This is a genomic window from Lysinibacillus sp. UGB7 (assembly GCF_049058285.1).
In the GTDB taxonomy this organism is placed as follows: domain Bacteria; phylum Bacillota; class Bacilli; order Bacillales_A; family Planococcaceae; genus Lysinibacillus; species Lysinibacillus sphaericus_B.
On sequence record NZ_JBMGUV010000001.1, the window covers coordinates 264,569 to 277,916 of the forward strand.

General features: G+C 32.1%; 17 protein-coding genes. 3 read left to right on the forward strand and 14 right to left on the reverse strand.

What is annotated here, in order from left to right:
- Window positions 1-286: 286 nt before the first annotated feature.
- The 5 genes from ACOMCU_RS01810 to ACOMCU_RS01830 all read right to left on the reverse strand — a co-directional run bounded on the left by ACOMCU_RS01810 (window position 287) and on the right by ACOMCU_RS01830 (window position 3,167).
- Window positions 287-415 (reverse strand): hypothetical protein, encoded by a 129-nt coding sequence (locus ACOMCU_RS01810; protein WP_421049261.1) that lies wholly within the window; start codon window positions 413-415, stop codon window positions 287-289.
- Window positions 408-554: a hypothetical protein gene (locus ACOMCU_RS01815; RefSeq protein ID WP_421049262.1), complete on the reverse strand. Its 147-nt coding sequence runs from the start codon at window positions 552-554 to the stop codon at window positions 408-410. The genes ACOMCU_RS01810 and ACOMCU_RS01815 overlap by 8 nt, the downstream gene beginning before the upstream one ends.
- Before the next feature lie 274 nt (window positions 555-828).
- Complete coding sequence (locus ACOMCU_RS01820) at window positions 829-1,185, reverse strand: hypothetical protein (protein WP_421049263.1); 357 nt, start codon at window positions 1,183-1,185, stop codon at window positions 829-831.
- Window positions 1,186-1,459: 274 nt separating this feature from the next.
- Window positions 1,460-1,624 carry a hypothetical protein gene (locus ACOMCU_RS01825; RefSeq protein WP_421049264.1) on the reverse strand — a complete coding sequence of 55 codons (165 nt, stop codon included), beginning with the start codon at window positions 1,622-1,624 and terminating at the stop codon, window positions 1,460-1,462.
- 382 nt (window positions 1,625-2,006) lie between these two features.
- Entirely contained in the window at window positions 2,007-3,167 is a 1,161-nt protein-coding gene (locus ACOMCU_RS01830; RefSeq protein WP_421049265.1) for an LCP family protein, read from the reverse strand.
- 149 nt (window positions 3,168-3,316) lie between these two features.
- Here ACOMCU_RS01830 and ACOMCU_RS01835 point away from each other — a divergent pair, with 149 nt between their 5' ends.
- Window positions 3,317-3,829, forward strand: coding sequence for a hypothetical protein (locus ACOMCU_RS01835; protein ID WP_421049266.1), 513 nt, complete (start codon window positions 3,317-3,319; stop codon window positions 3,827-3,829).
- A 101-nt stretch (window positions 3,830-3,930) separates the two neighbouring features.
- Here the strand turns inward: ACOMCU_RS01835 and ACOMCU_RS01840 are convergent, their stop codons facing one another.
- From ACOMCU_RS01840 to ACOMCU_RS01860, 5 genes are all read right to left on the reverse strand, one after another.
- Complete coding sequence (locus ACOMCU_RS01840; RefSeq protein ID WP_421049267.1) at window positions 3,931-4,293, reverse strand: hypothetical protein; 363 nt, start codon at window positions 4,291-4,293, stop codon at window positions 3,931-3,933.
- Between the two features lie 125 nt (window positions 4,294-4,418).
- Window positions 4,419-4,802: a hypothetical protein gene (locus ACOMCU_RS01845; RefSeq protein ID WP_421049268.1), complete on the reverse strand. Its 384-nt coding sequence runs from the start codon at window positions 4,800-4,802 to the stop codon at window positions 4,419-4,421.
- 65 nt (window positions 4,803-4,867) lie between these two features.
- Window positions 4,868-5,737, reverse strand: coding sequence for a hypothetical protein (locus tag ACOMCU_RS01850; protein ID WP_421049269.1), 870 nt, complete (start codon window positions 5,735-5,737; stop codon window positions 4,868-4,870).
- Window positions 5,738-5,762: 25 nt separating this feature from the next.
- Complete coding sequence (locus tag ACOMCU_RS01855; RefSeq protein ID WP_421049270.1) at window positions 5,763-6,263, reverse strand: hypothetical protein; 501 nt, start codon at window positions 6,261-6,263, stop codon at window positions 5,763-5,765.
- Between the two features lie 135 nt (window positions 6,264-6,398).
- Window positions 6,399-7,130 (reverse strand): hypothetical protein, encoded by a 732-nt coding sequence (locus ACOMCU_RS01860; protein WP_421049271.1) that lies wholly within the window; start codon window positions 7,128-7,130, stop codon window positions 6,399-6,401.
- A gap of 218 nt (window positions 7,131-7,348) precedes the next feature.
- Between ACOMCU_RS01860 and ACOMCU_RS01865 the strand changes: the two genes are divergently transcribed.
- Window positions 7,349-7,495, forward strand: coding sequence for a hypothetical protein (locus ACOMCU_RS01865; protein ID WP_421049272.1), 147 nt, complete (start codon window positions 7,349-7,351; stop codon window positions 7,493-7,495).
- A gap of 221 nt (window positions 7,496-7,716) precedes the next feature.
- Window positions 7,717-9,690 carry a hypothetical protein gene (locus tag ACOMCU_RS01870; protein ID WP_421049273.1) on the forward strand — a complete coding sequence of 658 codons (1,974 nt, stop codon included), beginning with the start codon at window positions 7,717-7,719 and terminating at the stop codon, window positions 9,688-9,690.
- 104 nt (window positions 9,691-9,794) lie between these two features.
- Here the strand turns inward: ACOMCU_RS01870 and ACOMCU_RS01875 are convergent, their stop codons facing one another.
- The 4 genes from ACOMCU_RS01875 to prli42 form a co-directional block, all read right to left on the reverse strand.
- Window positions 9,795-11,900 (reverse strand): ribonuclease R family protein, encoded by a 2,106-nt coding sequence (locus ACOMCU_RS01875; protein WP_421049274.1) that lies wholly within the window; start codon window positions 11,898-11,900, stop codon window positions 9,795-9,797.
- 221 nt (window positions 11,901-12,121) lie between these two features.
- Window positions 12,122-12,304, reverse strand: a complete 183-nt coding sequence (locus ACOMCU_RS01880; protein ID WP_421049275.1) for a hypothetical protein — start codon at window positions 12,302-12,304, stop codon at window positions 12,122-12,124.
- A gap of 30 nt (window positions 12,305-12,334) precedes the next feature.
- A complete protein-coding gene (locus tag ACOMCU_RS01885) occupies window positions 12,335-13,120 on the reverse strand; it encodes a hypothetical protein (RefSeq protein ID WP_421049276.1) in 786 nt (261 codons plus the stop codon).
- 41 nt (window positions 13,121-13,161) lie between these two features.
- A complete protein-coding gene (prli42, locus tag ACOMCU_RS01890) occupies window positions 13,162-13,257 on the reverse strand; it encodes a stressosome-associated protein Prli42 (protein WP_421049277.1) in 96 nt (31 codons plus the stop codon).
- Between the last annotated feature and the right edge of the window lie 91 nt (window positions 13,258-13,348).

A 13,348-nucleotide genomic window follows, 5' to 3' on the forward strand; every position in this document is an offset into this window, starting at 1 on the left:
AAGAGGCACGCTAATTAGGCGTAACCTCTCACTTGCTGCGTCTTTTCGGATAGACCAACAAATTTTGGGTACTATTTACAGCAGTAGTACCAATGCTGACGCATACAAAGATTTATATCTATACCGAATTAAGATATGACTTTGCACTAGGCAATTTTCTAGCCGAATGCTTTATCATATGTATGTTTGTAAACTATTATTCCACTACATAAAAAAATAGAGCCTTGCACATCTGCAAAACTCTATTACTTATAGCCCTTATTGTAAAAACATAAGATTTACAATATTAAATGCTTGTCCATCCAACAAATTTCCAAACTGGCATACGTACTGTTTTCGGCTCTGATTCAGGATCAAAAATAGATAGAACGTTCTCAATACCACCTGCGTATACAGGTTTTTTATTCTTAGGCACTTCCAAACGCTTCTCCATTGCTAAATAAACATCTATAATGGCGTGCACCATGATATTCACGACTTTCAGCTACCAATCCCTTAAAAATCTCTTCTGCGTCACGACCTACACCTTCTTCAATAAAAGTAGTTGAGCCCATAATAAAATTCCTCCTATTATCGCTAAATGCGATTCCTAATTTATAAAATCCAAACATCATACGTTTCTAACTGACATTTATTCAAACAACTTCGAAAAAAAACTATAAAAAAAACAAGTTGCTACTGGCAACCTGTTCATAGCTAATTATTGTCTTGCAGGACATATTAATAAATCACTACATTCATCAATAATTAAATTTTCTTCTTTTTCTGAATCCAGTTAATAGAATCCTTACCTGTCATAGTCATAAAACAGCCTCACTTTTCAATGAATTATAATGTTTCAACAAAATTTAAAACATCAGTCACATCAGCTAAATATACACCTTTTGCTAAACTCGAAATGAGATGATAGCGATTAAAATAAGTAACAGAATCAAAATACAGATTGTATTTTTCGATAAATGCTTTTGCTACTGCATCCGTTTCTAAATGGCTACGAATGTCATCAGTAGAACGCTCTGAATTCAATATCCATGTGCAAATCAATCCATATGCTTTTGCTTTAATAAACGCTTGAACATTAGAGCTTTGTTCTGATATTTTTTTTTCAGCTACCAATTCGTTCTTAATCACCTCTTTCTGTAATTCATGTTTTAAATGATTCTCAACAAATCGTTGTGCTAACATAAAATCCAACACTCCTTCTTTAATAAAATACTTTTCAATCTATGTATTATTTTTCGAATTATTCCGTATTGGACAATAAAAAAAGCAGCTGGCGTTTAAAAGCACCAGCTACCATTGAGCTACTTGTATATATCCAATCAAACGACATTTATATAGCATTTATAAAATAGTTATATAAATGTTATACATCTTTTCAATATAAATTAATTAATTATCCTGCAAATATTCAAAAAAAATAACCCCTGCTAACTCTAGCAAAGGTTATAAGATGTAATCACTTATCGTCATTCGGATTGACTTCTTTGTAAATTTTACGAATACCTCTTTTAATATCCTCTAAAGAAGCATTGCTAATAACTAAATCTTCTGCTTTAGACAATTTAGCTACCGATTCCCTTCTGTCCAGTTTATTAACAATCCATTCCAACATTTTCCCCATATTACTCAGCTCCACTCTCTGAACTTCCCATTTTTAATGCTAGACCTGAAAGTAAAATAGTGGCAACACCCACTGTTTCCATAGCTATTTTTTTCAAGTAAATCACCTCTTTCTTTTTTGACACCCTATGCTAAAAAGCTTAAAAGTATGCTTGATTATTTCAAAAAAAGGCAATAAAAAAAACCGCCTATTAAGAGCGGTCTTGAAACAGAATCCATTCTGTATATTAAAGCCACATCCTTGTGACAGCTAAGTGTTCTAAGCATCTATCGCCTTACGACAATAATTGCCCTACATACACTAAACAGTAGCAACCGATGACAACATCGCCTTCCGAAGCTCTGTGTTATATCATATACAACTCTCCTATTAGATATTCCAATTAATTTGGCGACATCGTAGAATCTGCTGCTTTATCAATAAATTCAGCCTTTTCATTGCGTTTTACCTCAATCTTCTCAGGCTCTTCACCTTTAAGATCCTTTTGCTTATCAGTTTCATATGGATTAATATCTTCATAAATCCAATTTTGAATTGATTTCTTTTGACCAAACATATCTACGTTCATAATCCACATACCTGAATCTGTATAAGAACTACTCCATTTATTATCTAATGGATAACGCATCTTTTCGATAGGCATTGGATTGTTAGCTAAGTAACTCCAACCAATTTTTAAAATTTCCTCTTTCGTTAAAGATGTTTCTATATAAGGACTAATTTCAAGGAATAATGAAACTAGCTCTGTTTTTGAAGCATTTTGTACACCTTTCAGCATTTCTTGAAGCACTTGCTGTTGACGAGCCGAACGTTCAAAATCACCCTGTCCAACTTTTCGAATTCTCGCATAAGCTACTGCTTGATCCCCATTCAACAACTGTTTACCTGGTTTTTCTACTTTAATCATTTGCTCAGCTTTAATATTCATAACTTCGCCCATGTGTTCATTTAACAAGTTTAATTCTTCTTGTTTTACATCAATTTCAACACCACCTAAAATATCAATCATCTCACTTAACATGAAGAAATCTACGGTCACATAATTTCGAACATCTAACCCAAAATTACGATTAATTGTTTTAATTGCTAATTCAGGTCCACCATATGCATAAGCGTGATTCAACTTATCTTTTCCCCTACCATCAATATCAACATACATATCTCGCATTAATGCTGTCAATTTTACCTTTTTATTATGAAAGTCTACAGTTGCCACCATCATTGAATCAGATCGTGTGTTCTTAGAATTTGTATCTCTTCGATCCAAACCGAATAATGCAATATTGATAATTTCATCTTTAAACAATTCTGTTTCAGGCTCAGTCTCTTCCTCTTCAATTACTTCAGCTTTTGCTACTGGCGGTTTTTCAATACCTAACTCTTCGTCTGTAGCGTTTAACTCTTTATATTCATATCGGTCTAATTTAAAATAAACAAGTGCGGCAATCGACAATGCGGCAATTATGACAAGGATAATACTAATCAATATCCATCGCTTTTTCTTTGTTTTATTTTCCTCAATTATTTGCATCCGCTTTCTCAAAACGAATACCCCCTTTTTCTATATTAATCTTTCATCCTACTCAACCAATAGAAAATTTATAAAGAAAAAGTTGTCGAACACTTCCTTATTTTTAATAGAGCACTTGCATAAGATACAATAGAAAATTTGTATGAAAGGGGGATTCCTACATGTACCCAAAAAAGAAAGATTTAATAATTGGACTGCTCGTAGAAATCAGGATCGATAAAACAGCAGATGATTATACAAAAGGCTATATTTCTCGGTTTGTATCAACTAATAAAAAGGAACAAGTGAAAGTAGAACTCACAAATGGCTCTATCGGCATTGTCGAAAGAATTATTCCAGCACATGAACTTAAAAAAGAAAACTTTAAATTTTATAACGAGTTGATACATGCTCGTTCCTTATACAGCATTTGGGATAATAACGAAAAGTTATATCATTGCACCGATTCTAACAATGGTAGCCGTTACTGCTTCATATACGAGCAAAAAGATTTACTCCAGGCTATGATCAAAAAACTAAAGTTAGATAACAAACAATTTACAATACGAGCACTACCAAAAAATAAATCATTCCTTGAAATTTTTCGTAAACAAGAACCTACAAGCATAATTATCAATGGAACACGAAAGATTAGTTTTGAGAAGCTGATAGAACTTCAAAATCGATTCAATTAAAAAAAGGCAGGAACGATTTTTCGTTACCTGCCTTTTACATATCATTAAAGAACATTTGTAATAAATGGTGAAATGTCCTCTCTTATCCATTTTACTAGCCCCTATCGCCAATTAATAAATTTATAACTATAAGTAATCGTATCAGGCGTTACCCTAAACAGCCAATCGAGAGGTGATTGTGGCGGTATTGCTTCAATAAAAATTTTATTTTCAATTCCTGGCAAATCCTCTCCCTTAATTTTTACTTTTACATCCTTATAACCTATTTTATTCATTTTGTTTTCAATATAAGATACGTAGTGCTTTAATGGTACGTCTTTACCTGGCATCAATTCAGCATCTTGAGCATATTTTGCAATTGCTATCCTATCATTCGAATAATAAGCATCGTTCATAGAATATATCCAAGCAACTACTGCAACAACCGTAGCTATTGATAAAGTCACTATTCTTATTTTTCCCATTCAATCCCCCCTTCACTAACTATTACAAAAAATCTATTCAAATTGTCGAATGATAAAATGTCCTCATTTTACATTTTTCTTTACTAAATAATTTTGACGTGAAGTTTAGTATGAGCATGATACTATTAATCATCCACTAGATGCCTTACAAAAATAGAGTCTATTTCAAATAACCTTATTTCTTTTTTATTGAAAATGCAATTGTAATATATATCACCAAACAACTCTTGCTCTTCCGTATTTATCTTTACTGCGATTGATTGTTTTTGATTAGTATCCCAATTTTCGTATTCAAAAAGTGAAATATCCATTTTATAATAATTTTCTTCGGGTGATTTATAAACGGCATATGCATATGCTCCTTTTCCTTCAAAATCAACAAGTTTTTCTTTACCAACAAATTCTAAATTCAAATCAATAAATACTTCTTTTTTTTCTTCAGAACAGCCAAAAAACATAGAAGAAAATAGCAGAATGACGAAAACTCCTATTCTTTTTTTATTTAACATTAAATTAATCCCCTCCTAAAAAAATAGTTATTAAATATTAATTCCAAAACTTATTGCATAGCCTATTAGAATTGTCGAGGACCTCGCCCTACAAACGATGACACATCCTCTTTTTCCTTCTCTGCTATTACTGGCTCAGAAGGCTTATTCTCTACCCTATTTTCAGCATTATTAGTTACTCTATCTTTTGAAGCAGCAACTGGCTGGATAGGCTGTGTCTTTTGCTGATCCCTAGCAAAGATCTTTGATAAATCTTCCTGTGATAACGAAACAGTATTATCAGATTGAATTGTAGTAGATTTTATGCGTTCTTGCTTTATCAAACTTATTCGAGCGTCCTTACAAGCCTTTTTAGCTGCCACATCAAATACTAACCCCATTGATAAATTTTTACGTAAATTCTTAAAATAACTCGAAATTTCCAATTCACCACCCACATAATACATTATGAATAAATAACCTACATACGCTACTATAGCCAATGCTATACCTGCATTTAGATCAAGTCTACCTAACAAATGCATCTGCATTTCACTGATAGTCGCAAAAAACGTCCCACTATTCAGACCTGACAAAATCGTTGTAACAATAATGATTCCCACATAAGAGAACCAACGGATAAATCCACCTAAAACAATTAAATCTCTAATGATAAAGAATGGTTTCATTTTAGAGTAGTCTGCACGATAATACATTGGCACTTTACCAGATTGCATTAAAGGTAATGTGATAAATCGATGAACTAAGAATAGTATAATGACCGTCAAATCAAAGCTAAACATTTCTGCTAAATACTTAAATCCAATAAACCCTAATAAAAACCAAATGCTATGCACTTTCATAACTAAAGCAAAGTTTTTTGCAAAAAAAGCATGATTATCTAATTGTGGATAATCATGCTTGAAAAAGAACAATTCTTTATTTTTCCCCTTCATAATTCCACCTCATTTGAATTGATTGCTATTTTGTTGTTTCAGATACAATTTGATTCATTTCGTCTTTAGTAAATACCTTTGACCAGCTCTCTTTAGTTGATTCAGCAAGATTTCTCGCCTCTTCACTTGTTAGTGAATCAAAGATCAATGCCCAATATTCCTTCATTGAAGCTTTTTCTTTATCTGTAACCTCACTAGCATCTTGTTTGGCTGCTTGAATCGTTGTATCCATCATTTCTTTTACTTTATTGACATCAACAATGCCTGGATTTTCTTCTCGTTTTTTGTAAAAATCATCATACATAGTTTCAAATTTTTCCTGACTTTCATCATTCATCCATTTATCTGCATGTAACACCGTCATTGTTTCCTGTGAAGTCCAAATATAACCAATGTTGAACAATAAATAAACTGCCATAACAACAATTGTCAACTTGATCAATTTTGGAATCAAAAATGCTACAATTAATAAAATCACAAACATGACAATAATCGGGAAAATTAACGATTCATAGTTAATTTTCAATTTCATCACTCCCTTTCAAGTATTTCTATAATATACGAAGAAAGTGAACTTAATATAAGTATAACATAAATTTAATTAACGTCAATTATAATTGACTAAAAAAGACACATGTATCTAAACATGTGCCTCAATCTACTATTCTTTTTCACTTGTTTTTTTTTCATTAAATTTGTCACCATGTAACATAGCAAAGTTTCCTAATACTAAGAACATCACCATGACGAATAATAAATCTATTGCCACATATTTATAGAACAATTGCGTAAATACAACAGCAATACTGCCCAATACAACAACCACATTCCCTACCTGCTTTAAATCCCTAAACTCTTTTGTCGAAATGATAAATAGCGTAGAAATAAATAATACAGTCAATGCTGCATAATGGATTGTTGTAGAGAACGAATAAGGTAAAACACCTCGGATAGTTACTTGCTCAATAAGAAGTACGGCTGCCGCTATCATAATATTCTTTTTTCGATTAACAAAAAAACTTTTAAACCCTAAAACTCGAATAAAAAATGTTTTTAATGTATGTGCAACGTTTTGTATATAGACAACATCATCTTTTGTAACCTCAAATTTTCTACTTTCCTTATTTAACAACGTAATAAAGATACCAAAAAATACGGCATATAAAATAGTGGATATGTGTAGCTGAACTAATGCTGTCACTCCTAATATAATCGTCATAATTAACATAATAATATACGTGTTAAAACTACCTACTGGCGTAGCGTCAACGACTTCCTCAAGATCCATTGACTCCTTTACAGGCTCTTCTTTCACTGGCTTTTCGATGATTTCCATATTTGGTGATCCAAACACTTCATTGTCATCTTCTAAGCTGGTTTTACGTACTTTCAACAGGATTCCCTCCCCCTAGTTATTTGTTTCTTTCTAAACTTTATTGCCTTAAAACTCCTATTATAGTTATATGAGATTTGCAGTCCACTTATAACTGAATACTATATCTTGTATAGAACACCTTTTTGCTACCTAAAATTGACTATATATATTTACCGAACACTTGTTTTATGTTAAAATAAATATATACCAATAAGATATTAAGGAGCGTGACATATATGCAAAAATTCAATTTAACGTTTAACGAAAACGATTCATTCGTTAAAAAAGTAGCTAAAACTTTAACAATTCAAGCAATGGTTACTATTGCAGCAGTAGTTGGAAGTTGGACGTTATTATCTATCCAACATTTCTTAATGAATTAAATCTAAAAATGTTCCCTTACCAACAATTTTAAAGGAGCTAAATTATTTGATGACAATTAAAAACAAGTAGAATCACCTGTATCTCATTCTGATATAGGTGATTTTTTAATAAGAAAGAGCAATCAAAATGCGTGATTATAGTAAAGAATACCAATTAACAAAATTAATAAAGCACCAATTATGGTATAATGTTACTATATTTTGAAATTGGAGGAACAATAGTGACTAGCACAGTAGAAGATAAAGTAATTCATTCGAGATCATTAATAGGATACGCTGTTTTGGCAGAAAACATAGATAGCAATAAAGCAAGTTTTTTAGACAATTTCTTACCCCTCATTGAACAAGGTGTGGTAGATATACATGATTGTTTTACGGTAGCTGAATTAAGTATATATATAGAGCAAAAATTTGGTTTACAATTTCCATTCTATGTTTTGGATTATGCTCTCAGAAAACTTTGCAGAAAAAATATTTTAAAATATGACAAGACTTCAAATAATTATTTGCTACTAAGAAAAGATTCGCTAAACGTCCTTCAGAAAAGAGACGAACTACTTATCCATCATCAGATTCTGATTAGTGCTTTAAAAGAATTTTTGCATGATAGTTATGATGAAAGCTATTCAAATCAAAAACTTGAAGAAATGCTGGAGTTGTTTCTAAACGTTTCAATAAATACTATTAGTAATAATTCTACTGTCGAAGTTGGAGCAGAACATAAGAAATCTTTATTTTTAGTAGCTAAGTTTATTAGACATATTGAAAAAAACGAACCTCAACTATTTACTTTGTATCATAAATTCTATGTGGGAAATATGATTTCTGCTGCCATGTATTTTACTCAACCTGACAAAGTAACTCAAAAATTTAAAAATACATCTGTTTATTTTGATACAACATTAATTATTTATGCATTAGGATATGCTGGCGAAGATCGTGCTCAACCAGTGTTAGAACTAATTAAAACTTTACGTAGTCAACACGCACAATTAAGGTGCTTTACGCATACAGTAGAGGAAGTTAAGGGTGTTTTAACTAGCTGTATGAGAAAGTTAGAACAAGGAACAAGAGATAGATTTGGAACTGTAGAGTATTTTATTAGCAAAAGTTACACTCGTTCTGAAATACTCACATTAATTCATGCAATAGAAAAAGATATTTATGAAAAATTAAATATCAGAATTGTCGATAAACCTGATTACTCAGATAAAGCATTATATGAATACAACATCGACATGGACGGATACTCCACATATATACAAAAACATATTACTTATACCTATTCTGAAACTCTAACTAAAGATTTAGATTCAATTAATGCTATTTATAGATTAAGAAAAGGTGCATTCTCAAATACTATTGAAACAAGCAAAGCTATTTTAGTAACCAACAATAATAGACTAGTGAATGTAGTAAAAGACAAATTCATTTTGGATCATCAAAGACCCGACTATATTCCTCCCATTATTTCAGATTATGTTTTAGCAACATTACAATGGATTAAAAACCCTGATACCGAAAGTGATCTACCTAAAAAAATGATAATTGCAAATTGTTTAGTTGCTACGGAACCTAATGAAAAAATGTTGCAGAAATATTTAGACCGTATCGAAAGAGAAAAATTGTTAGGTCGTATTACAGAGGAAGATTTTGCTTTATTGCGAACAGATAGTGAAGCTAAATCTCTAATGATGGATAAAGTTAAAGGTGATGAAGAGCAAATAATTTACCTTAATCTAAAAGAACTGGCAGAACTAACTATCCAAAGAAAAATAGAGGGAAAAGATTCATTACTTGAAAAGCAGCAAATTCATTTAGAGCAATTAAAGGAACAACAAGCAGTATCTTTAGAATTATCAGAGAGACAACAACAGGAAATAGATTTTCAAAAAAATGAAATCGAGAAAATAAAATTAGATCAAAATGAAAAAATGATGGAACGTTCAAGGATATTAGCTACGAAGGTAACAAAATATTCATTGCTGATAACCGTTGTTATTAGCTCCTTCTGGTTTGTAATTGCCTATAATCGACTAGATTCAGATTCATCATTGATAACTAAAGTAGTAATACAATGGATAGTACCTACTACTGGCTTTCTTGGTGTAGGAGTATTAAATTTCGTGAAAACGATTAAAGAAAAAATCATCACTAAAATTGCAGAAAAAACATTCGCATTTCTTAATAAATAGTATTTGACTTTAAAATGAAGTAACTCATATTAAATAAAAAAGTACACCACTTTCATATAAGTGGTGTACAAATTATCATAATACCGCTCTCCAATATTGCTTTCTTAAACGATTCCGACAATCCTGGCAATTATATCTTTTGTCACAACATCCGTATGAACAATCTCAACCACTACTTCATCCCCCAACTTCAATGTCACATTATCCATTTGCAATTCTGTTAAATCATCATTTACCTCTGTCGCATTTACATCATTGCGTACCATGACCAAAACATTATTATCCAGCACAACTTCGATTGAGTATTTATTAATTTCTCGGATATAAGCTGTCATTAACTCCCCTCGATGTTCATTTGCCCATTCTAACTTTTGCACATTAAAGTAATCTTCTTCTGCCTTATCCGCTACTCGTTCTCTTTTTGAACAATGCTTCGCCATCTCTTCAATTTTATTCTCCCACTCATGCACTAATCCTGAATGCAATTGCGAACATAGTTGTGCTTTCAATACTCTATGAATCATTAAATCAGGATAGCGTCTAATTGGTGAAGTGAAATGACAATAATCCGTAGCAGCTAAACCAAAATGTCCTTCACATACCGATTTATATTGAGCCTGATTCATGCAACGCAATAGGAAGAACTCAAAGGATTTATGAACTGGCTTTTCTTTAAATGCTGCAATAAAAGTTTGAAGTTCTTTAGGCTGCACATCACTTGAAATAGAACATTCATAGCCATTTCTAATAACATACTCCTTAAATAAATCCATCTTCTCTACTCCTGGAGGATTATGAACACGATATAAAAATGGCAATTTTGTTTTCGAAAAATGCTTTGCTACTGTTTCATTACAAAGCAACATAGCCTCTTCAATCATTTTATGACCAATGTTACTTTCTCGATTTTTAATATTAAGTTTGCCATCATCTCCAACGACAATTTTTGCCTCAGCTCTGTGAAAATCTAAAGCTCCCCGATCAAACCGCTTATTTCTCATAAGAATTGACAAGTCTTTCAATAAGAACAACGCTTCAATTAATAAAGTTTTATCTGAAGCAACAGGAGTGTATATGTCAAACGGATCAGCAGCTCGACCTTCTAAAAATTCTGTTACTCGTTCATACGTAAAGCGACATTTAGAATGAATTACCGTTTCAGCAAACCGATATGACTTTACATCACCAATACAGTCTATTTGCATAAATACAGATAAAGCTAGTTTGCCTTCATTCGGAATTAGACTGCATAAATCGTTTGAAAGTTTGGTTGGCAACATTGGGACTACCTTGTCAGGAAAATAAACCGATATCCCACGATTATAAGCCTCTTTGTCAATTGAGCCGCCTTCTTTTACATAATGACTTACATCAGCTATGTGTACACCTAGCTCAATCATATCTTTTCCAATCCTTTTTATTGAAACTGCGTCATCTAAATCCTTCGAATCTGCACCATCAATTGTAAAAATTAGTTGATCTTGCAAATCTAATCGGTTATCTAGTGCATAAGGAAATTTCATACCTTCGACTTCTTTCATCGTTTTTGTTGTGAAATTAACAGGAATGCCTCTATCTTCCGTAATTTTCTCGAATAAATCTTCATCCATCTGAATTTCATTTAAAATATCAATAATTTCCCCTTCCGCTTTACGAGCCTGTTTTGGACCTTTCGTAACTCGGAATCGTACCCGATCATACATTGCAGCACCTTTTACTTTATCCACTGGAATATATACATCATCTACAGCTGGATTGTCGCATATTACAAACCCTGAACCTTCTGCTTCTATTAATTGAAATACACCTGTCATAATTTCTTGTGGTCTACTCAATACAGATGCTACGCATCCAATCGCATTCGGTGTCCCTTCACTTACTACTTCAATCAATACAAAATCTTTATGCATTGCATCCTTCATTGACTGTGAAGGAACAAATACCGTAACCTCTTCTGCATTAACAAATCCATAACCGTCCTTATGACGTAAAAATTCTCCAAAAATCCATTTCTTATTTTGATTTATGTGAAGGCGTTTTTTATTGCCCTCATGTAAGAATCCTGCTTTTTTCAGTGAGCTCACAAACTTTATAAGCTCCCCCTTGCTTTCATCATCAATCGAAATTGTTTTTGAAAGACTGCTTACTGTAAAAGGCTTTCTCTCCTTTCGGAAAATTGATAAACCTTTAACAATCTCTTTTTCTAACATAAGCAATCACTCCATTTCTGAATAAAATAAATGCAATTTTCGCATTTTTATACTCTAAGCAGCTGCCATTGTATTCATTCCTTACTGACTAGACAAAAAAGCCCTTTGAGCAAATTTCAATTTCACTCAAAAGGCTTTTAATTATATGGATATTCGTAATAAGTGGCAGAATACCCTATTTCGTAGTTATTGATGACTACATAATTTATTTGAATTGTATTTTAAATCAATACAGTTAAAGTTGCTCCCCAATCTTTACTGAACTTAAATTCCTTACCATTTTCGTCAGTCGAGATGAATTCAACACTTTCTCCAAATGTTTTATAAATATCCGTAATCAAAAGTTTTTTACCATTAAAGTCAACACGCTCATACTCTTCAATGTTTTCAACTGTTTTATCCATTTCCTCACCTTCTTACTACCGAATAGCCACTTATTTTTCATCTAAGAATACTTCTTTTCGCCAATCCTTATTGGCATTTTCATAATTCTGCACTTGTGCAAGCCATATATCATTAACACCGTAACCAATAATAATCTGCCCCTTTGCATTGATACTATCTCGAATTACTTGTAAATGGTAAAGCTCCGAATTCTGTTCGTAAGACAACAAATTTTTAAAAATTGCATTGTAATATTTTCCTGCATTGGGATCAAGCTGCATATCATTTAACGATTCCACCATTAAACGACTACGTGCCTCCAACTCTGCGTAAAGATTACGATACTCATGATGTGCTTCTAAGACGTATCCTTCATTATTCCAATACTGAACGACCTTGCCAGCATTACTTGGATTAAAATTGTCTTGTGCTTTCTTCAATAAAGTAGCCCATTTAACAAACCCTTTACGAGCTTGCACCTTTTCTTCAGGAATACTTTTAGCAACTTTTAATATATCTTCACCGAATACGTAACCAAAAGCTAAATCCTCTTCTCTTTCGACCAACGCCATATCTTCGATAGATTCATAGTCATTTGCAAACGTTATTTTTTTAAGCAACTCTGCATTTTCGTCAATCACCTCTGCGACTGGCTCCACTTCTTCTTTTTCAAAAAATTTATAGAAGTAGTTTGCATAAGCAATCGCTAGTAATAAACAAAACACTACAGTTGCACATCCGTACAATGTATACTTCCTAACATCTTTCTCGAATGCTTCATCTCGCTCTTCCTGCGTCATATCTTGATAACTTTTATTAAAATTCAACCATTTCATACAATCACCTCTTTTTTAATAGAAACTACATTAAGCAGCAATTACACCATGTATTGAGAAATTGTTGTTAAGAATGTAGAAAGAATAAAGAAAACTAAGATACTAATAATAATTCTTTTACGCCATTTTTTATTCATGAAAAACCACTCCTTTATATGTAATACATCATTCTACGTATTACTTATTTTCATTATCAGAAAAAAAGCGTTCTACATACGTAAATTATTT

Excerpts from the sequence above, each read along its gene's own strand:
- ACOMCU_RS01815 (WP_421049262.1), bottom strand. The coding sequence starts at position 554 with ATGGGCTCAACTACTTTTATTGAAGAAGGTGTAGGTCGTGACGCAGAA.
- ACOMCU_RS01820 (WP_421049263.1), bottom strand. The coding sequence starts at position 1,185 with ATGTTAGCACAACGATTTGTTGAGAATCATTTAAAACATGAATTACAG.
- ACOMCU_RS01825 (WP_421049264.1), bottom strand. The coding sequence starts at position 1,624 with ATGGGGAAAATGTTGGAATGGATTGTTAATAAACTGGACAGAAGGGAA.
- ACOMCU_RS01835 (WP_421049266.1), top strand. The coding sequence starts at position 3,317 with ATGTACCCAAAAAAGAAAGATTTAATAATTGGACTGCTCGTAGAAATC.
- ACOMCU_RS01840 (WP_421049267.1), bottom strand. The coding sequence starts at position 4,293 with ATGGGAAAAATAAGAATAGTGACTTTATCAATAGCTACGGTTGTTGCA.
- ACOMCU_RS01845 (WP_421049268.1), bottom strand. The coding sequence starts at position 4,802 with ATGTTAAATAAAAAAAGAATAGGAGTTTTCGTCATTCTGCTATTTTCT.
- ACOMCU_RS01850 (WP_421049269.1), bottom strand. The coding sequence starts at position 5,737 with ATGAAGGGGAAAAATAAAGAATTGTTCTTTTTCAAGCATGATTATCCA.
- ACOMCU_RS01865 (WP_421049272.1), top strand. The coding sequence starts at position 7,349 with ATGCAAAAATTCAATTTAACGTTTAACGAAAACGATTCATTCGTTAAA.
- ACOMCU_RS01875 (WP_421049274.1), bottom strand. The coding sequence starts at position 11,900 with ATGTTAGAAAAAGAGATTGTTAAAGGTTTATCAATTTTCCGAAAGGAG.
- ACOMCU_RS01880 (WP_421049275.1), bottom strand. The coding sequence starts at position 12,304 with ATGGATAAAACAGTTGAAAACATTGAAGAGTATGAGCGTGTTGACTTT.
- ACOMCU_RS01885 (WP_421049276.1), bottom strand. The coding sequence starts at position 13,120 with ATGAAATGGTTGAATTTTAATAAAAGTTATCAAGATATGACGCAGGAA.
- prli42 (WP_421049277.1), bottom strand. The coding sequence starts at position 13,257 with ATGAATAAAAAATGGCGTAAAAGAATTATTATTAGTATCTTAGTTTTC.